This is a genomic window from Streptomyces sp. NPDC048001 (assembly GCF_043203115.1).
GTDB classification, from domain to species: domain Bacteria; phylum Actinomycetota; class Actinomycetes; order Streptomycetales; family Streptomycetaceae; genus Streptomyces; species Streptomyces sanyensis.
In genome coordinates this window covers 461,638-480,719 of the sequence record NZ_JBIDBN010000002.1, presented here as the reverse complement: position 1 = coordinate 480,719, position 19,082 = coordinate 461,638, and the positions used below count along the sequence as shown (strand labels likewise).

Sequence of the window (19,082 nt, the reverse complement as noted above, 5' to 3'; positions counted from 1 at the left end):
CTCGACCACTTCAGGAGGCACAGTGAACGGCGATCGGGACGACATCCACGGGGGCTGGAACCTTCCCGTCGACGAGTCCGACGCGGAGTCCGTCGAGCTGACGGGCGAGTTCACCATCGACTACACCCCTCCCGCCTGGTACACGCAGAACGCGTCGGCGGACACCTCCGGTGGGGCGGCCGCGCAGGACCCGCCCCCTCCGCCGCAGGGGGCCCCGGTGCCGGGGCTGCCCTCGGACGGCGGGTACGAGCCCAACTGGTCCATCGCGCCGCCGAACCCGCCCGCCTCCGCCCCGGCGCCGGACCGGGCTCCCGGCGCGGACGGCGGGCCGTCGGCGCACCGGGAGCCTCCCGCGCCCGCCCCGGGCGCCCCCGGTCCGGGGGCCGTCCCGGCGTCGGCGGCCGAGGCGCACGCCCCCTCCGCCGCCCCCGAGCCGGCGGGCGGCGGTGCGGGCGGCGACGTCGAGAGCGGCGCGACGATGCGCTTCTCCCCCGCGGCCCTCCGCCGGGAGATCGCCGAGCGCGCGGCCGCCGGGGAGGCGGCCCGGGGCGGTGCCCCGACCGCGCCGGAGGCCGCCCCCGGGGCGGCCGACGCCCCGGACACCGCAGCGGATGCCGCCGCTCCCGCGGCCTCGGTAGCCGGCGCGCAGGACCCCGGCGCCCCGGTGCCCCCCGAGGCCGCACCGGCGGCCGCCGGGGACGAGGATCCCGCCGAGGAGCCGTCCGCGCGGACCGCGCCGTCGGCCCTTCCGGCCGACGGGCCGCTGCCGGAGGACGGTGGCTCCCCGCAGGCCGATGCCTCGGCCGGGCACGGGCGGGACTTCGACGGCGACGGCCCGCTGCCGGACGGCGGCGGTGCTCCGGCCGTTCCTCCGGAAGGGCCCGGAGCCGTCCCGGAGGGCGGCACCGGCGCGCCGGAGGCCGCCGCACCCAGTCCCGCCGCGGCGCCCGAGCCCGGCCCCGCCGCCCCGGACGTCCCGGTGGCGGCCGGTCCCCCGGGGACCCCCGTGCCCGGCGTCCCGGACGCCGCGCTGCCTCCGGGTCTGCCGCCGCTGCCGCCCTCGTACCACCCGGCCGCGCCCGCCCCCGCGCAGCAGTGGCCCGGGACCGGGCAGCCGACACCGCAGGCCGGAGGCCCCGCGCAGGGCCCGGCCGCCCCGCAGCCCCCGGCGGACGCGCCTGCCGGAGGCCACGGTGCCCCACACGGGCACCCCGCGCCCGGCCACCTGCCCCCGCAGGCACCCCCGGCCGCGCACGGCGGCTACGGCTTCCCCCAGCAGACACCACCGACCACCGTCCCGCCCCAGGCACCGGGGACCCCCCACACACCCGGCCACCTGCCCCCGCAGGCACCCCCCGCCGAACAGAGCGGCTACGGCTTCCCCCAGCAGACACCACCGGCCGGGCAGGCTCCGGGGGCGGCGGTCGATCCGAGGACCGGTGGCGCCTGGCCGACGCCCGTCGCCCACGACCAGCGGGAGCGCTCCGTCCCGGGTGCGCCGCTCGGCTACACCGCGGCCGTGGAGCTCTCCTCCGACAGGCTGCTGCGCAGCAACAGGCAGAAGCCCAAGTCGAGTCGCGGCCCCTCGGCCGCCTCCCGCTTCAAGCTCGGCGGGAAGAAGGAGGAGGCGGAGCGCCAGCGGAAGCTGGAGCTGATCCGCACCCCGGTGCTGTCCTGCTACCGGATCGCGGTGATCTCCCTGAAGGGCGGGGTCGGCAAGACCACCACCACCACGGCACTGGGCTCGACGCTGGCCACCGAGCGCCAGGACAAGATCCTCGCCATCGACGCCAACCCCGACGCCGGGACGCTCGGGCGCCGGGTGCGGCGGGAGACCGGGGCCACCATCCGGGACCTGGTGCAGGCGATCCCGTACCTGAACTCGTACATGGACATCCGGCGCTTCACCTCGCAGGCGCCCTCCGGGCTGGAGATCATCGCCAACGACGTGGACCCGGCCGTGTCCACCACGTTCAACGACGAGGACTACCGGCGGGCGATCGACGTGCTGGGCCGCCAGTACCCGATCATCCTGACGGACTCGGGAACGGGTCTGCTGTACAGCGCGATGCGCGGTGTGCTGGACCTGGCCGACCAGCTCATCATCATCTCCACTCCGTCCGTGGACGGTGCGAGCAGCGCTTCGACGACCCTGGACTGGCTCTCCGCCCACGGGTACGCCGAGTTGGTGCAGCGGTCCGTCACGGTGATCTCGGGGGTGCGGGAGACCGGAAAGATGATCAAGGTCGACGACATCGTGGCGCACTTCCAGACGCGCTGCCGGGGGGTGGTCGTGGTGCCCTTCGACGAGCACCTGGCCGCCGGTGCCGAGGTGGACCTCGACATGATGCGCCCCAAGACCCGGGAGGCGTACTTCAACCTCTCGGCGCTGATCGCCGAGGACTTCGCCAGGGCCCAGCAGCAGCAGGGCCTGTGGACGGCGGACGGCAACCCGCCGCCGCAGGCGGCACCGCCGATGCCCGGCCACCCCGGCGGTCCGCACGGGGCGCCTCAGGTGCCTCCGGGGGCGGCGGGCGGGCAGCCCTGGCAGCAGGGGTACCCCCCGGCGCCCGGGCAGCCCCGTCCCCCGCAGGCACAGCCCCCGGTCCCGCCCCAGTACCCGCACCCGCACCCGCACCCGCCGCAGGGGTACGCCGGGCCTCCGCAGGCACCGGCGCCCCAGGCGTGGCAGCAGGGGCCGTTCCCCGGTCAGGGTGCCGCCCCGGGGGCGGCGGGGGCACCGGGGTCCCCCACCTCTCCGCAGGAGCCCGCTCCCGCCGACCCGGCCCAGGGGGGCCACGTCCCGCCTCAGGGCTGGCCCGGTCAGCAGCCTCCGCCGCCGCCGGCCCCTCAGCAGTAGGGCGGCAGAGGTCTACACCCCTTCAGGGCCTGCACCGGGAGTCCGGTGCAGGCCCTTCGCCGTGTCCCCGCAGCCCACCGGGGGTTTGGGCGGCCGCTGACGCGGCATGACCACAGGGATGCACCGTCGCTTCACCCGAGAGCGAACCCGAGCTCACCCGCCCGTCTCGTCCCGGCGACACCTGACGCGAGGTCACCGCCCATGCGCCTGCCCGCATTAGCCCGCACTCCGTGGCACCGCACCCCCGTCCCCCGCTCCCCCGCCCGGCGCGCTCCCGCCTTCCGCTCCCCCGCCCTCCGCGCCTCCGCCGTGGCGGCCGCACTCGCCGCTCTGCTGCTCCCCGCCCTGCCCTCCCCCGCAGCGGCCGCGCACCCGACTGCCCTCGCACCCGCCGCCGCACCGGGCCGGACCGCCGAGGGGGACGGGGAGCGCCGGGTGCTCACCGTCGCCGTGTCGCAGAGCGTCGACTCTCTCAGCCCCTTCCTGGCCCAGCGCCTGGTCAGCACCTCGATCCACCGCCTCGCCTACGAGTACCTGACCAACTACGACCCCGCCGACGGCCGCACCGTCCCGGGCTTCGCCACCGCCTGGAAGGCGTCGGCGGACAAGCTCACCTGGACGTTCACCATCCGCTCCGACTCGACCTGGTCCGACGGACGGCCCGCCACCGCCGAGGACGCCGCCTGGACCTTCACCACGATGATGCGGGACCCGGACGCCGCCACCGCGAACGGCAGCTTCACCGCCAACTTCCGCAGGGTCACGGCGCCCGACCCGACGACCCTGGTCATCGAGCTGAAGAAGCCCCAGGCGACGATGACCGCGCTGGACGTGCCGATCGTGCCCCGGCACGTCTGGGAGAAGGTCGACGACTTCGCCGCCTTCGGCAACGACGCCGCCTTCCCCGTGGTGGGCAACGGGCCCTTCGTGATCACCGGCTTCGAAGTGGACCGCTACATCCGGCTGGAGGCCAACAAGGACTTCTGGCGCGGCGCGCCGGGCTTCGACGAACTGGTCTTCCGGTACTACAAGGACGGGGACGCGGCGGTGTCCGCGCTGCGCAAGGGGGAGGTCTCCTTCGTGCAGGGGCTCACCCCCGCCCAGGCGGACTCGCTGGAGGAGGCGGGGGACATCGCGGTCAACGACGCACCCGGGCGCCGCTTCCTCGCCCTGGCCGTCAACCCGGGCGCCCGCGCCCAGGACGGTACGTCCTTCGGCAACGGCCACCCCGCGCTGCTCGACCCCGGCGTACGCAGGGCGCTCTTCCACGCCGTGGACCGCACCGCGCTCGTCGCCAGGGTCTTCCAGGGGCATGCGGTGGAAGGAGAGGGGTACATACCGCCGCGCTTCTCCCGGTACTTCTGGGAGCCCGGCCCCGGCCGGCGCATCGGCCACGACCCGCAGCGCGCCGCACGACTTCTCGACGAGGCGGGGTACCGCAAGGGCGGCGACGGCCGCCGCGCCGGTCCCGACGGCAGGCCGCTGGAACTGCGGCTGCTGTGCCACGCCACGGACCCCAACGACAAGGCGGTGGGCCGCTACCTCCAGGAGTGGTGGGGCGCGTTGGGGATCACGCTCACCGTCGAGTGCCTGGACAACGTCTCCGACCCCTGGCTGAAGGGGGACTACGACCTCGCCTTCGACGGCTGGTCGGTCAACCCCGACCCGGACTTCGTGCTCGCCATCCACACCTGCGCCGCGCTGCCGGAGACACCCGGGGCGAGCGGCGCCACGGACAACTTCATCTGCGACCGGACCTACGACGAGCTGTACGAGCGGCAGGCGGCCGAGTACGACCCGGAGAAGCGGGCCGCACTGGTCAAACGGATGCAGTCGCGGCTGTACGACACGGGGTACATGAACATCCTGGCCTACCCGAACGCGATGGAGGCCTACCGGACCGACCACATCGCCTCCCTCACCACGATGCCGGAGGCAGCCGGGAACATCTACGGGCAGGACGGCTACTGGAGTTGGTGGTCGGCCGAGCCGGCCGCCCCCCGCGAGGCCTCCGGCGGCGGGGCGGCCACCGGGTTCGCGCTCGGCGCCGGGGCGGCCGTGCTGCTGGCGGTGGCGGCCGGCTCGGTCGTGGTGATGCGCCGCCGGTCCACGGCGGACGACCGTGAGTAGCCGGGCGGCACTCCGGTGAGCGCCGCCGCGGGCGGTGCCCCGACCGCCCCCGCGGTGGGCGCCCCGAGGGCCCGCACCCGGGGCGGCGGGCGGCTGCGCGCCTATGCGTCCCACGCGGCCGGCCGGCTCGGCGGGGCAGCCGTCTCCCTGGTGGCGGTCCTGGTCACGGGCTTCTTCCTGTTCCGTGTCGTCCCGGGCGACCCCGTGCGGGCGATGACGCACGGAATGCCCACCTCGGCCGAGCAGATGGACACCCTGCGCCGCCAGTTCGGCCTCGACCAGCCGCTGTGGCGGCAGTTCACCGACTACTGCACCGGGGCCCTCGCGGGGGATCTGGGCACCTCGTACCAGTTCCGCGCCCCCGTGGCGGAGTTGATCGCCGACCGGCTGCCGGCCACCCTGCTGCTGACCGGCACGGCGGTCGTGCTGTACTCCGCGCTCGGGCTGTGGCTCGGCACCCGGTCGGCATGGCACCGCGGCGGGCCCGGGGACCGGCTGAACACCGGCATGGCGCTGACCCTCTGGTCGATCCCCTCCTTCTGGCTGGGCCTGCTGCTGATCACGGTCCTCTCGGTGGGGGCGGGGCCGCTGCCCGGGCTGTTCCCGACGGGCGGGATGGACTCCGGGGACACGGCCGGAGCGGCCCGTGTCCTCGACACCGCCCACCACATGGTCCTGCCCGTGCTGACGCTGGTGGCGGTCGGCTACGCGCAGACCCTGCTGGTGATGCGCTCCTCGCTGCTGGACGAGATGGGCGCGGACTACCTCACCACCGCCCGGGCCAAGGGCCTGCGGGACGCGGCCGTGCGCCGCCGCCACGCCGTGCCCAACGCCCTGCTGCCCACGGTGACCATGGTCTTCATCAACCTGGGCCATGTGGCCGCGGGTTCGATCCTGGTCGAGACGGTGTTCTCCTGGCCGGGCCTCGGCGGGCTGTTCTACCAGGCGCTGAGCGTGCCCGACCTGCCGCTGGTCCAGGGGCTGTTCCTCGTCTTCGCCGGAGCCATGATCCTGATGAACCTGCTGGCGGACCTGCTGTACCCGCTGCTCGACCCCCGGGTGGCACGATGACCGCGGGTCCCGGGCCGGGGGCCGTCCCCTCCCCCGCCGCACAGGGCGGCGGGGTTCCGACGGCCCGGGCGCTGGCCCGGGCCCGCCGCCGCCGCTCCGCGGCGCGCTTCCTCGCGGCGTACCGCACCCACCGCGGCGGCGTCGCCGGGCTCGGCGCCCTGGTGCTGATCGGGCTCCTGGCGCTCGGGGCACCGCTGCTCGTCGGCTCCGGCGTGCGCAGCGTCGCCGACGCCCCCGGCTCCGCGCTGGAGCCGCCGAGCGCCCGGTTCCCCCTCGGGACGGACCGGTTCGGGCGGTCGCTGCTGGGACTGCTGGTGTGGGGCGCCCGGATCTCCCTGACGGTGGGTCTGCTCGCGGCGGTGCTGTCGGTGGCGATCGGCACGCTGGTGGGGATCGTCGCGGGGCACTTCGGCGGGTGGCCCGCCACCGTGCTGATGCGGGTCACCGACTGGTTCCTGGTGATGCCCACCCTGGTCCTGGCGATCGTGCTGGCGACGGTGATGTCGCGCGGCCTCGTGACGGTGGTCGTCGCGATCGGCGTCACCAGCTGGCCGACGACCGCACGCCTGGTGCGCGCGGCGACGATCGCCGTGGAGTCGCGCCCGTACATCGAGCGGGCCAGGGCCCTCGGGGGCGGGCACGGGCATGTGATGCGGCGGCACGTGCTGCCCCACGTGATGCCGCTGGTCCTGGCGCAGACGACGCTGGGCATCTCCGGGGCGATCCTCACCGAGGCGACCCTGGCCTTCCTGGGACTGGGCGACCCGACGGTCGTCTCCTGGGGCGGCATGCTCCAGGACGCCCGGGAGGCGGGGGCCGTCTCCTCCGGCCACTGGTGGTACCTGGCACCGCCGGGAATCGCCATCGCGGTGGTGGCGCTGGCCTTCACCCTGTGCGGACGTGCCGTGGAATCGGTGCTCAACCCGAGGCTGGAGGTGGGGCGGTGACGCTCCTGAGGGTCAGGGACCTGCGGGTGACCTACGGTTCGGGCGCGGGGGCCGTGCCCGCGCTGCGCGGCGTGGACCTCTCCCTGGAGGCGGGGCGCACGCTGGGCCTGGCGGGCGAGTCCGGCTGCGGCAAGTCGACCCTGGCGCTGGCGCTGCTGCGGCTGCTGCCCGCCTCCGCCCGGACCACCGGCGAGGTACTGCTCGCCGGTGAGGACGTCCTCACCATGCGGTGGGGGCGGCTGAGGGCGGTGCGCTGGGCGGGGGCGTCCATCGTCTTCCAGGGCGCGATGCACTCGCTGAACGCCGTGCACCGCGTCGGGGACCAGATCGCCGAGCCGGTCCTGCTGCACGAGGGCGTCTCCCCCGGCGAGGCGCGCTCCCGGACAGCCGCGCTGCTCCGCCAGGTCGGGCTGCCCGCCTCCCGGGCGGACGCCTATCCGCACGAGCTCTCCGGCGGCCAGCGCCAGCGCGTCATGATCGCGATGGCGCTGGCCTGCCGTCCGCAACTGCTGGTCGCCGACGAGCCCACCACGGCGCTGGACGTGATGGTCCAGGCCCAGGTGCTGCGGCTGATCGGCGGCCTGGTGGCCGAGCAGGGCATCGCCCTGCTGATGATCAGCCACGACCTGGGGGTGCTCGCGGGGACCTGCGACACGCTCGCCGTGATGTACGCGGGGCGGATCGTCGAGGAGGGCCCGGCGCGGGCCGTGCACGAGGCGGCCCGGCACCCCTACGGCCGGGCGCTGTCCGCCGCCTTCCCCCGGATCGGCGACCCGGCCTCCCGCCACGCCCCGCAGGGCCTTCCGGGAGACCCGCCCGACCCTGCGGCGCTGCCCACCGGCTGCGCCTTCCATCCGCGCTGCCCCGTCGCCGTCGCGGCCTGCACCACCGAGGACCAGGTCCTGGTCGCGGCGGGCGAGGCGCACCGGGCGGCCTGCCTGCACCTCTCGGCCCCGGAGGGGAGTACACCGTGACCGCACCCGCCGCACCCGCCCTGCTGTCCGCCACCGGCCTGTGCGTCGCCTTCCCCGGGCGGCGCGGCAGGGCTCCCGCCCGGGCGGTCGACGGCGTCGACCTGGACGTCGGGCGAGGGGAGATCGTCGCCCTGGTGGGCGAGTCCGGCTGCGGGAAGAGCACCCTCGCCCGTGCGCTGCTGGGACTGGTCGCCCCCACGGCGGGGCGGGTCCTCTTCGACGGGCGGGAGCCGGGCCGCGGCACCCGGGCGCTGAAGGAGTACCGCAGACGGGTGCAGTTGGTGCTCCAGGACCCCAGCGGCTCCCTCAACCCCCGCCACACGGTGTACGAGGCGGTCGCGGAGGGGCTGCGGATCCACGGCCTGAGGGGGGACGAACGGGCCGCCGTCGCGGGGGCGCTGGCGAGGGCCGGACTGCGTCCGCCGGAGCGGTTCCTGCTGCGCCACCCGCATGAGCTGTCCGGGGGGCAGCGCCAGCGGGTGGTGATCGCGGGGGCTCTGGTGCTGGGTCCGGAGCTGATCGTCGCGGACGAGCCGGTCGCCTCGCTGGACGCCTCGGTACGCGGCGAGATCCTCGCGCTGCTGCTGCGGCTGCGCGGGGAACTCGGCCTGTCGGCACTGGTGGTGACGCACGATCTGGGGCTCGCCTGGAACGTGGCGGACCGGGTGGCGGTGATGTACCTGGGGCGGATCGTGGAGTCCGGGCCGGTGGAGGAGGTGCTGACGGCACCGCGGCACCCCTACACCCGGGCGCTGCTGTCGGTGCTGCCGGAGTCGGGGGCCGAGCCGGTGGTCCTGTCCGGCGAGCCGCCGGACGCCTCGCGGATCCCGGCGGGGTGCCGGTTCCACGTCCGCTGCCCGGTGCTGGCGTCCGGGGCGGCGGAGCGGGCCGGGGTGGCGCGGGCGTGCCGCGGGACGGAGCTGCCGGTCCTGCCGGGCGGCCCGGACTCGCGGGTGGCCTGCCACTGGGCGGCCGCCGGGACGTGACGGGCCGGACGCCCGCCGAGCGGTGCGCGGGCCGCCGGCCGGTCGCCCGGGGGCTCCGCGCGGCGGCCGGGGGCGCCCGCCGGTGCGGGGCCTGCGCCGGGCGGTCTCCTCAGGCGCCGCCGCCCGGGGCGCCGTCGGCGTCGGCGTCGGCGACGAGCTGCCGGCAGCGGGTGACGTCGGCGGCCATCGCGACCAGCAGGGCGTCGATCGAGTCGAACTTCTGCTGGCCCCGCACGTACGCCAGGAAGTCGACGGTCACATGCAGTCCGTAGAGGTCGAGTCCGACCCGGTCGATGGCGTAGGCCTCGACCGTCCGCTCGGTGCCGTCGAACTGGGGGTTGGTCCCGACGGAGATGGCCGCGGGCATCCGCTCGCCGTCGGCGGTGAGCCATCCGGCGTAGACGCCGTCGGCGGGTACGGCGGTGTGCGGGAGGGTCTCCACGTTGGCCGTCGGGAAGCCCAGCTCGCGCCCGCGCTGGGCACCCCGGACCACCACGCCCTCGACCCGGTGCGGGCGGCCGAGGATCTCCGCGGCGCCGGTCATGTCGCCCTCGGAGACCAGCCGGCGGGTGAGCGTGGAGGAGAAGGGCTCCCCGCCGCCCGCCTCGCCGCGCACGAACAGGTCGACGACCTCGACCTCGTAGTCGTAGGTGCGGCCGAGTTCGGTCAGGTACGCCACGTCCCCCGCGGCCTTGTGGCCGAAGCGGAAGTTGGGGCCCTCGACGACGGCCCGGGCGTGCAGCTTGTCGACGAGGACCTTCACGATGAAGTCGGCGGGCGACAACCGGGAGAAGTCCGGGGTGAAGGGAAGGACGAGCACGGCGTCGACCCCGAGCGCGGCCATCAGCTCGGCGCGGCGGTGGTGCGGGGCGAGCAGCGGCGGATGGCTGCCGGGCCGCACCACCTCGCTGGGGTGCGGCTCGAAGGTGACGACGACGACGGGCACGCCCAGTTCGCGCGCCCGCTCCACGGCACGGCCGATGATCAGCTGGTGGCCGCGGTGCACCCCGTCGTAGGAGCCGATGGTGACGACGCTGCGCCCCCAGTCCTGGGGGATGTCCTCCAAGCCACGCCAGCGCTGCACTGTGACCGCTCCTCGCCCGAACCCGTGTTTTCGATGACCGACTGCGCAGGTCTAAGACTGCCATGCCCGCCGTCCGCCGTCGGCAGCGGCTCCGGCATCCGCGCCGGGCCGGCGGACAGCAGACGCCAGGTCCGCGGTCCGGCGACCCTGGCCCATTCCTCCGGGTCCGCCGCGGCCCAGCGCTGCAGTGCGAGCGCGAAGGACGGCGCCCGGCGGGCCAGCTCCTCCAGCCTGCGGTCCAGCCGGGCGGCCCCCAGCGGGCAGCGGACCAGCAGCAGGGCCGTGCGGTGCACCAGATGGCGCGCGAAGGGGCGGTCGGCCGGCTCCCGGTCCGCCGCGGTGCAGGAGAGGGCCGCGGTCGTCAGCACCGCCTCCAGCACCTCCAGGTCCCGCGCCGCGTACTGCTCGTAGTGCAGCAGGACGTCGAGGAGTTCGGCCCTCAGCACCCGCGAGGCGGCGGTGCCGGGCGAGGCCAGTACGGGTGCCAGCGCCGCGCGGACCGCCGGGGGCCGGGCCCGGACGAGCCGGGTGACCAGCGGGAAGAGCACCGCCCGGTCGGGTGGCTGCTGTTCCAGGCGGTGGTCGACGTAGGCGGCGGCGTGGGCGGCGCCGTCCGGCCGGTGGTCGACGTACTCGCACACCAGGGCCGCGACGGGGCGCGCGGTGGCGGGTGTGGTGGCGGCGGCGAGCGCGGCCGTCAGGGCGGCGCCGTCGGCGGCCCCGGGGGCGAGGAGCCGGGCGCGGACGGCGGCGAGCACGGCCGTCGGGTGGGTGTCGAGGGCGGCGAGGACGGTGGCCGGGCCCGTACCGCCGCGGAGGAACCGGGCGAGGGCCTCCTCCAGATGGGCACCGCGGCTCTCCGGGTCGCGGACCAGCAGGTCGAGGGCGGGGGCCCGGTGGGCGGGCTCGCCCCGGGCGAGGAGGGACCGGGCGGCGGCGCGCAGCAGGGCGCGGTCACTGCCCGCGGTGGCCCGCGCCGCGGCGGCGGCCAGATGGGAGGCCGCGGCGGCCCGGCGGCGCGGCCCGGGGTCGGTGGCCGCGCGGTGCACGGCGCGGCAGTAGGCGGTGGGGAGGTCGTCGGCGAGGGCGGCGAGCAGTTCCCGGGCCCGCGGGTGGCCGCTGTCGAGGAGCACCCGGGCGAGCGGCCCCGGGGCGTGGGCGCGCCGGGCGTAGAGCAGTGCCTGGGCGGCGGCGGCGACGGTGGGGCGGACGGCGGCGGACGGGTCGGCTGCGAGCGGGGTGTCGTCGTCGAACCAGCGGCACAGCAGCGGCTGGACGTCCTCCGGGGCCGCCGCGAGGCGCTGCGCCGCGCGGTCGAGGTGGCGGGGGGCGCCGTGTGCCCGGCCGGGGGGCGGGTCGGCGGGGACGAGGGTGCGCAGCAGGGCGAAGCGGGTCTCCTCGTCGAGGGCGAGACCGTCCCAGAAGCCGGGGCCGAAGGTCTCCCGGTCGCCGGGCGTGGCGGCGGTGTGGCGGGCGAGGGCGTCGAGGACCTGGCGGTAGGGCTCCGCGTCGGGCAGGCCCGCCAGGGTCTCGGCGAGCAGGCGGGCCGCCCACCAGCGGGGCTCGTCCGCGGTGGGGCCGCCCAGGGTGCGCACCAGGCCGAGGAGGCGGCCGGTGAGGGCCGCGGGGCCGTGGCGGCGGGCGGCGAGCAGCAGGGCCTGGACGAGCGTTCCGGCCCGGTGGCGCGGGACGGGGGTGTCGGGGGTGCCGGGGCCGGGGGGTTCATGGACAAGAGTGCGAAGGGCGGCGTCGAGGTCGAGGTGGGAGCCCTGGATCCAGTCACCGAAGGCCTGGTGGCGGAACCGGTAGCCGGTGCCGGCCGGGGTGAGCAGCCCTTCGGTGAGCACGGCGGCGGCCCAGCCGTCCCGCCAGGGGAACAGGGTCTCGAAGGCGGTGCCGTCCAGGCCGCCGCCGGAGGCGAGGCAGTGCCGGGCCGCCTCGTGGACGCGGCCCGCTGCGCGGGCGGCGAGGCGGCGCACCCGGCCGCCGCACCGCGGCCCCGCGGCGGTGGCGGCCACCCGCACGGCGATCCGCAGGCAGACCAGGTCCAGCCAGGCGGCGTGGACCTCGTCGCGGCCGGGCGTGCCGGGGACGGGGCCGGGCAGGGCGGCGTGCACCTCGGCGAGCAGCCGCAGGGTGAGCGGATGGCGGGCGTCGCGCTCGGCGAGGGCCCCCTCGGGCAGCCCCCAGGCCGCGCGCAGCCGCCGGGCCTGCTCCGCGCCGAGCGGGCCGAGGGTCGCGCAGTCGCGCGGACCGGCACCGTAGCGGGCGGCCGCCTCCTCGAAGTGCTCGGGGCCGCAGCCGAGGACGAGCCGGGCGCTGTGGCCGTCCAGCCAGGCGCGGGAGCGGGCCGCCCAGGCGGCGAAGCGGTCGGCGGGCAGGGCGGGCATCTCCTCGGGGCCGTCGAGGACGACGAGCAGGGGGCGGCCCGCCGCCGCGGCCAGGAGCGCGGCGTCCTCGGGGGCGGCCGGGGCCGGGGCGGGGCGCCCCTCGGCCGCGGCGGTGATCCGCCCCGCGCGGCGCAGCACGCGGGCGAGGGCGTCCGCGAGGGAGGCGTCCCCGGGTTCCGTGTCGGCCCCCCGCAGCCACAGGGTGGGGTCGGGGTGCGGTCCGCGGGCGCGCTCGGCGGCGAGCGCGGCGAGGCGGGCGGTGCGCCCGGTTCCCGGGGCTCCGACCACGGCGCGCACCGGGGTGTCCGGGCCGTGGAAGGCGGGGGGCGTGCAGCGGGGGCCGTGGCCGCCGTCCGGCGGGGCGGGGACGGTGGTGGCCGCGAGCAGCAGGACGGCGGCGAGGTTGAGGTCCCGCCCGTAGGCGGGTGCGCAGGCGGCGTTGCGGCGGACGAGCGCGGCGAGCGGGTCCGCCTCCTCGGGCTCCCCGGGTCCGGCCGCGCCCGCACGTCCGGAGCGGTGCCGCGGGGCGGGCGGGGCCAGGAGGCGGCGGGCGGGCACGGTGGTGCGGTGCGCGGGCGGGCGTCCCAGGACGGCGAGCACGGCGCCGGTCCCGGCGTCGAGGACGGGCCCGCCGGCGCTGCCGACGAGCCGGAGGGCGTCCCGGGCGTCGGCGCCCATGGCGAGCTCCAGGGTCGGCCCGCCGCCGTCGAGGACCCGCGCCTCCCGCCAGCCGGAGGCGGCGAGGCGGACGTAGGTGCCGGGCGGGACGGTTCCCCGGGTGCTGATCGGCACCGGTGGCAGGGCGAGTCCCTCGGTGCGGACCAGGGTGAGGCCGTGCTCGGGAAGGGGGACGAGGGCGTCGGGACCCGCCCGGTACGAACGGCCGTCCGGGGCGCGGACGGTCACGGCCCGGTGGCCGTCGAGCGCGTCGCCGCCCACGACGACCGTGCCGAGGTCGTCGGCGGCGAAGCCGGTGGCCAGGGGCCTGCCGGCGGTGTCCGAGATCCGGGCCGGTGCTGCCGGTGTGCCGCAGTGCATGGGACCGACGGTAGGCCGCCGGTGATCTTCCCAGGAGCCCGGAGGGGAAAGCGCCCCCCAGTGCGCCCCGCCGGTACTCCGAGCGCTGGCACGAAGAGGTGAATCCGGCGTGTCGGAGGGACAGACCTCTGGGTGGGGGAAACGAGGGGGTCGTGGAACGGGCGGCGCCGCCGCCCGTTCCACGCGGAAGGCCCCCGGAGCCGGGGGCCGGGCTCAGACGAACACCGCGAGGCTCTTGGCCTTGCCCTTGTGCTCCTCGACGAGCGCGAGCAGCCGGCCCTCGGGCCCGAAGACGGCCACCGGCGAGCGCCCGCCGGTGGGCATGTCCAGCCGGACGCCGTTGGCCAGCAGCCGGGCCCGGTGGGCGTCGACGTCCCAGCGGGGGAAGGCCGCCGCGGCCGCCTCGGCGACGGGCATCACCGTCAGCTCCTCCTGGAGCTGCTCCAGGGTGCGCGCCGCGTCGAGACCGTAGGGGCCGACCCGGGTGCGCCGCAGCGCCGTCAGGTGGCCGCCGACGCCGAGCCCGGCGCCGAGGTCCCGGGCGAGGGCCCGGATGTAGGTGCCGGAGGAGCAGACGACGGAGACGACGAGGTCGACCACGGCGTGGCCGTCCTCGGTGGTCGCCTCGCGCACGTCGTAGACGCGGAAGGAGGAGACGGTGACCGGCCGGGCCGGGATCTCGAACTCCTCGCCGCCGCGGACGCGCGCATAGGACCGCTTGCCGTCGATCTTGATGGCGCTGACCTTGGAGGGGACCTGCATGATGTCCCCGGTGAGTGCGGCGACCCCGGCGTCGACGGCCTCCCGGGTGACCCCGGAGGCGTCGGCGGAGGCGGTGATCTCCCCCTCCGCGTCGTCGGTGACCGTGCTCTGGCCGAGCCGGATGGTGCCCAGGTACTCCTTCTCGGTCAGGGCCAGGTGGCCGAGGAGCTTGGTCGCCCGCTGCACGCCCAGGACGAGCACCCCGGTCGCCATGGGGTCGAGGGTCCCGGCGTGCCCGACGCGGCGGGTCCTGGCGATGCCGCGCATTTTGGCGACGACGTCGTGCGAAGTGAAGCCCGACGGCTTGTCGACGATGACAAGGCCGTCGGGCACGGTGTGCTGTGTCATTCCGAGGCGTCGTCCTCGGGCTTGCGGTACGGGTCGGCGTCACCGGCGTAGGCGGCCCCGGAGGACGCCTCGCGCACCTTGGCGTCGGAGGCCCGTGCCTGGTCGAGGAGGTCCTCGATGGTCCGGGCGTTCTCCGGCAGGGCGTCGGGCACGAAGGTCAGGGTGGGCGTGAACTTGGTGCCCGCCGCGGCACCCACCGCGGACCGCAGGACGCCCTTGGCGCTCTGCAGACCGGCCGCGGCGCTGGCGCGGTCCTCGTCGTCGCCGTAGACCGTGTAGAAGACCGTGGCCTCCCGCAGGTCACCGGTGACACGGGTGTCGGTGATGGTCACGTGCGTCCCCAGACGAGGGTCCTTGATGCCGCGCTGAAGCTTCTCGGCAACCACCTCCCGGATGAGGTCTGCCAGTTTCTTCGCCCGCGCGTTGTCGGCCACTGGTCCTTCTCCCTTTGCTGCTGAAACTGCTGTTGCTGCTGTTGTTGCCGTTGGCTGCTCATTCAGTCTTCGTCGCCGTGGAGCCGGCGTCTAACCGAGAGCAGCTCCACCTCGGGGCGGGCGGCGACGAGGCGCTCGCACCGGTCGAGCACGTCCGTGACATGCCCGGTGTCCCCGGAGACGACCGCGAGGCCGATCTCGGCCCGTCGGTGGAGGTCCTGCCCGCCGACCTCGGCCACGCTCACGGCGTACTTGCGCTGGAGCTCGGCGATGATCGGGCGGACCACGGAGCGCTTCTCCTTCAGCGACCGTACGTCGCCGAGAAGCAGATCGAAGGACAGTGTCCCCACGTACATGTGTGTGCCGGATGTCCCGCCGGTACGGGGTCGTCAGTCCTGCCGGTCGATGGCAGGGGCATCAGAACCGTACACGCAACGGCCGGGGCCGATCGACGGAAATTCCTTCCGCCGACCGGCCCCGGAGTCGATGCGTGTCAGCCGCGGGGCTTCTCGCGCATCTCGTACGTCGCGATGACGTCGTCGACCTTGATGTCGTTGAAGTTTCCGAGGTTGATACCGCCCTCGAAGCCTTCGCGGATCTCGGTGACGTCGTCCTTGAAGCGGCGCAGGCCCTCGATGGTGAGGTTCTCCGCCACGACCTTGCCGTCGCGGACGAGGCGGGCCTTGGTGTTGCGCTTGACCTCGCCGGAGCGGATGAGGACACCGGCGATGTTGCCCAGCTTGGACGAGCGGAAGACCTCGCGGATCTCCGCCGTGCCGAGCTCGACCTCTTCGTACTCCGGCTTGAGCATGCCCTTGAGGGCCGCCTCGATCTCCTCGATGGCCTGGTAGATCACCGAGTAGTACCGGACGTCCACGCCCTCGCGCTCCGCCATCTGCGCGGCACGGCCGGCCGCGCGGACGTTGAAGCCGATGACGATCGCGTCCGAGCCCATGGCCAGGTCGATGTCGGACTCGGTGACCGCACCCACGCCGCGGTGCAGCACGCGGATGTCGACCTCCTCGCCCACGTCGAGCTGGAGCAGGGACGACTCGAGCGCCTCGACGGAACCGGAAGCGTCACCCTTGATGATGAGGTTGAGCTCCTGGATCTGCCCGGCCTTGAGGACCTTGTCGAGGTCCTCGAGCGACACCCGGCGGGTGCGCTTGGCGAAGGCGGCGTTGCGCTCGCGCGCCGCGCGCTTCTCGGCGATCTGGCGTGCCGTGCGGTCCTCGTCGACGACGAGGAAGTTGTCGCCGGCGCCCGGGACGTTGGTGAGACCCAGGACCAGGACCGGAGTCGACGGGGTCGCCTCCTCGACGTTGTTGCCCTTGTCGTCGAGCATGGCCCGCACACGGCCGTAGGCGTCGCCCACGACCATGGTGTCACCGATGCGCAGCGTGCCGCGCTGGACGAGGACGGTCGAGACCGCACCGCGCCCGCGGTCGAGGTGGGACTCGATCGCGATGCCCTGCGCGTCCTGCTCGGGGTTGGCCCGCAGGTCGAGCGAGGCGTCCGCGGTCAGGACCACGGCCTCCAGCAGGTCCTCGATGTGCAGGCCCTGCTTGGCGGAGATGTCGACGAACATGGTCTCGCCGCCGTACTCCTCGGCCACCAGACCGAACTCGGTGAGCTGGCCGCGCACCTTGGTCGGGTCGGCACCCTCGACGTCGATCTTGTTGACCGCGACCACGATCGGCACCTCGGCCGCCTTGGCGTGGTTCAGCGCCTCGATCGTCTGCGGCATCACACCGTCGTTCGCCGCCACCACGAGGATCGCGATGTCGGTGGACTTCGCACCACGGGCACGCATGGCGGTGAACGCCTCGTGACCCGGGGTGTCGATGAAGGTGATCGCGCGGTCCTCGCCGTTGACCTCGGTCGTGACCTGGTACGCACCGATGTGCTGGGTGATACCGCCGGCCTCGCCCGCGATGACGTTCGTCTTGCGGATGGCGTCGAGGAGCCGGGTCTTGCCGTGGTCGACGTGACCCATGACGGTCACCACCGGCGGACGGGAGACCAGGGCCTCCTCGCCGCCCTCGTCCTCGCCGAACTCGATGTCGAAGGACTCGAGCAGCTCGCGGTCCTCCTCCTCCGGGCTGACGATCTGGACGGTGTAGTTCATCTCGTCGCCGAGGAGCTGCAGCGTCTCGTCGGAGACGGACTGCGTCGCGGTGACCATCTCGCCGAGGTTCATCATGACCGCGACGAGCGACGCCGGGTTGGCGTTGATCTTCTCCGCGAAGTCGGTGAGCGAGGCACCGCGCGACAGGCGAATGGCTTCGCCGTTGCCGCGGGGCAGCATCACGCCGCCGACCGACGGGGCCTGCATGGCCTCGTACTCCTGGCGCCTCTGCCGCTTCGACTTGCGACCGCGACGGGCCGGTCCGCCGGGACGGCCGAAGGCACCCTGCGTGCCACCGCGGCCACCCGGGCCGCCGGGACGGCCGCCGAAGCCGGGACGGCCGCCGAAGCCGCCGCCACCACCGGGGCCACCGCCACCGGGACGACCGGCGAAGCCGCCGCCGCCACCGGGACGGCCACCGCCGCCACCGGGACGACCGGCGAAGCCGCCGCCGCCACCGGGACGGCCACCGCCGCCACCGGGACGACCCGCACCGCCGGGACGGCCGCCGCCACCGCCCGGACCGCCGCCCGGACGCGGGCCGGCAGCGGGACGCTGCGGCATCATGCCGGGGTTGGGCCGGTTACCGCCGGGGCCGCCGCCGGGGCGGGGCGCCTGCGGACGGGGCATGCCGCCCGGAGTCGGGCGCGGAGCGCCGCCGGGACCGCCCTGCGGGCGGGGACCGCCGCCGGGACCGCCCTGCGGGCGGGGGCCCGGGGCGGCACCGCCGCCGGGGCGGGGGGCACCGCCGGGACGGGGCGCCTGCGGGCGCGCCATGCCGGTGGAGCCGCCGGAGGTGAAGGGGTTGTTCCCCGGACGCGGGCCGGACGGGCGCTGCCCGCCGGGACGCGGGGCGCCCTGGCCCGAGGCGGGACGCGCGGGGCGGTCGCCGCCGCGCTGGCCGCCGCCGGGACCCGGACGCTGGCCGCCCGCGGGACGGGGGCCGGGGGCCGCGCCGGGGCGCGGGGACTGCGGTGCCGCGGGCTGCGCCGGGGCCGAGAACTCGGCGGCCGGGACCGGCGCCGAGGGCTTGGCCGGGGCCGGACGCGGACCCGGGGTGGGGCGCGGACCCGGCGTCGGGGCCGCGGACGGGGTGCCGCCCGAGGGCGCCGGCTTGGGGGCCGGTGCACCGGGCTTGGGGGCGGCGGGACGGGCCGCCTGCGCCGGAGAGGGCGCGGCGGGGCCACCCGGGCGGTTCTGCGCCGCCGGGGAGGGCTTGGGTGCCGCCTTGCGGGGCGCACCCGGCTTCGCTGCGGTCTTGCCGGCGTTGCCACCGGGACCCTGCAGCGCATCGGTCAGCTTGCGTACAACCGGCGCCTCGATCGTCGAGGACGCCGAACGGACGAATTCACCGAGTTCCTGGAGCTTGGCCATGACGACCTTGCTCTCCACACCGAACTCCTTGGCGAGTTCGTATACCCGGACCTTAGCCACTTCGCTCCTTTGAGGTCCGGTTACCGCCGGACCGTCGCTACTTCATGGGCGTACTCATCGCGTACTCATCGAGTGCTCATCGCAATCTCGACCTACTTCCGACTCGCGAGGTACCTGACCGCACGGGGGCTCCCGTGCCGTACTTCTTTCATCTCACTGTGCCGTCTGCTCGACGAACCGCCTCAGACCGTCGGTGGCGAGCGGCCCCGGGACCCGGAGGGCCCGCGGGAACGCCCGTCGGCGTACCGCCTGGTCGAGACAGACCACGGCGGGGTGCACGTACGCACCCCGGCCGGGCAGCGTACCGCGATCATCGGGGACGCACTCGCCCTCGATCACCACGATGCGCAGCAAGTCACTCTTGGCCGCTCGCTCCCGGCAACCCACACAGGTTCGCTCAGGGCACACGCGGGCATGCGTCCGGCCAGACACGCTTAAGTCTACCTCCCCGCACCGACCTCACCCCTTTGGGGCAAAAATCGAACGGTTGTTGTCC

At 75.7% G+C, this 19,082-nt stretch carries 13 protein-coding genes; 6 read left to right on the top strand and 7 right to left on the bottom strand.

All coding sequences use genetic code 11. The features are described 5' to 3' along the window. Positions 1-22: 22 nt before the first annotated feature. The 6 genes from ACGF15_RS06475 to ACGF15_RS06450 all read left to right on the top strand — a co-directional run bounded on the left by ACGF15_RS06475 (position 23) and on the right by ACGF15_RS06450 (position 8,968). On the top strand, positions 23-2,860 hold the full coding sequence (locus ACGF15_RS06475) for an SCO5717 family growth-regulating ATPase (protein ID WP_392797042.1): 2,838 nt from the start codon (positions 23-25) through the stop codon (positions 2,858-2,860). Positions 2,861-3,061: 201 nt separating this feature from the next. Further along, on the top strand, positions 3,062-4,990 hold the full coding sequence (locus ACGF15_RS06470) for an ABC transporter substrate-binding protein (RefSeq protein WP_392797041.1): 1,929 nt from the start codon (positions 3,062-3,064) through the stop codon (positions 4,988-4,990). Between the two features lie 15 nt (positions 4,991-5,005). Next, on the top strand, positions 5,006-6,061 hold the full coding sequence (locus tag ACGF15_RS06465) for an ABC transporter permease (protein ID WP_392797040.1): 1,056 nt from the start codon (positions 5,006-5,008) through the stop codon (positions 6,059-6,061). Next, positions 6,058-7,008, top strand: a complete 951-nt coding sequence (locus ACGF15_RS06460; protein ID WP_392797039.1) for an ABC transporter permease — start codon at positions 6,058-6,060, stop codon at positions 7,006-7,008. The genes ACGF15_RS06465 and ACGF15_RS06460 overlap by 4 nt, the downstream gene beginning before the upstream one ends. After that, entirely contained in the window at positions 7,005-7,982 is a 978-nt protein-coding gene (locus ACGF15_RS06455; protein ID WP_392797038.1) for an ABC transporter ATP-binding protein, read from the top strand. Before ACGF15_RS06460 ends, ACGF15_RS06455 begins: the two co-directional genes overlap by 4 nt. Further along, positions 7,943-8,968 carry an ABC transporter ATP-binding protein gene (locus ACGF15_RS06450; RefSeq protein ID WP_376427448.1) on the top strand — a complete coding sequence of 342 codons (1,026 nt, stop codon included), beginning with the start codon at positions 7,943-7,945 and terminating at the stop codon, positions 8,966-8,968. The genes ACGF15_RS06455 and ACGF15_RS06450 overlap by 40 nt, the downstream gene beginning before the upstream one ends. Positions 8,969-9,077: 109 nt before the next feature. On the opposite strand, the gene ACGF15_RS06445 is transcribed toward ACGF15_RS06450, so the two are convergent. The 7 genes from ACGF15_RS06445 to ACGF15_RS06415 form a co-directional block, all read right to left on the bottom strand. Further along, a complete protein-coding gene (locus tag ACGF15_RS06445) occupies positions 9,078-10,052 on the bottom strand; it encodes a bifunctional riboflavin kinase/FAD synthetase (protein WP_392797037.1) in 975 nt (324 codons plus the stop codon). After that, positions 9,953-13,480 carry a serine protease gene (locus ACGF15_RS06440; protein ID WP_392797036.1) on the bottom strand — a complete coding sequence of 1,176 codons (3,528 nt, stop codon included), beginning with the start codon at positions 13,478-13,480 and terminating at the stop codon, positions 9,953-9,955. The genes ACGF15_RS06445 and ACGF15_RS06440 overlap by 100 nt, the downstream gene beginning before the upstream one ends. Before the next feature lie 213 nt (positions 13,481-13,693). Further along, positions 13,694-14,590 carry a tRNA pseudouridine(55) synthase TruB gene (gene truB, locus ACGF15_RS06435; RefSeq protein WP_345614049.1) on the bottom strand — a complete coding sequence of 299 codons (897 nt, stop codon included), beginning with the start codon at positions 14,588-14,590 and terminating at the stop codon, positions 13,694-13,696. Continuing rightward, positions 14,587-15,024 (bottom strand): 30S ribosome-binding factor RbfA, encoded by a 438-nt coding sequence (gene rbfA, locus ACGF15_RS06430; protein WP_345614050.1) that lies wholly within the window; start codon positions 15,022-15,024, stop codon positions 14,587-14,589. Before rbfA ends, truB begins: the two co-directional genes overlap by 4 nt. Before the next feature lie 62 nt (positions 15,025-15,086). Beyond that, positions 15,087-15,380, bottom strand: coding sequence for a DUF503 domain-containing protein (locus tag ACGF15_RS06425; protein WP_256522735.1), 294 nt, complete (start codon positions 15,378-15,380; stop codon positions 15,087-15,089). 137 nt (positions 15,381-15,517) lie between these two features. Beyond that, a complete protein-coding gene (gene infB / locus ACGF15_RS06420) occupies positions 15,518-18,586 on the bottom strand; it encodes a translation initiation factor IF-2 (protein ID WP_392797035.1) in 3,069 nt (1,022 codons plus the stop codon). 153 nt (positions 18,587-18,739) lie between these two features. Next, positions 18,740-19,018 (bottom strand): YlxR family protein, encoded by a 279-nt coding sequence (locus ACGF15_RS06415; protein ID WP_256522737.1) that lies wholly within the window; start codon positions 19,016-19,018, stop codon positions 18,740-18,742. Between the last annotated feature and the right edge of the window lie 64 nt (positions 19,019-19,082).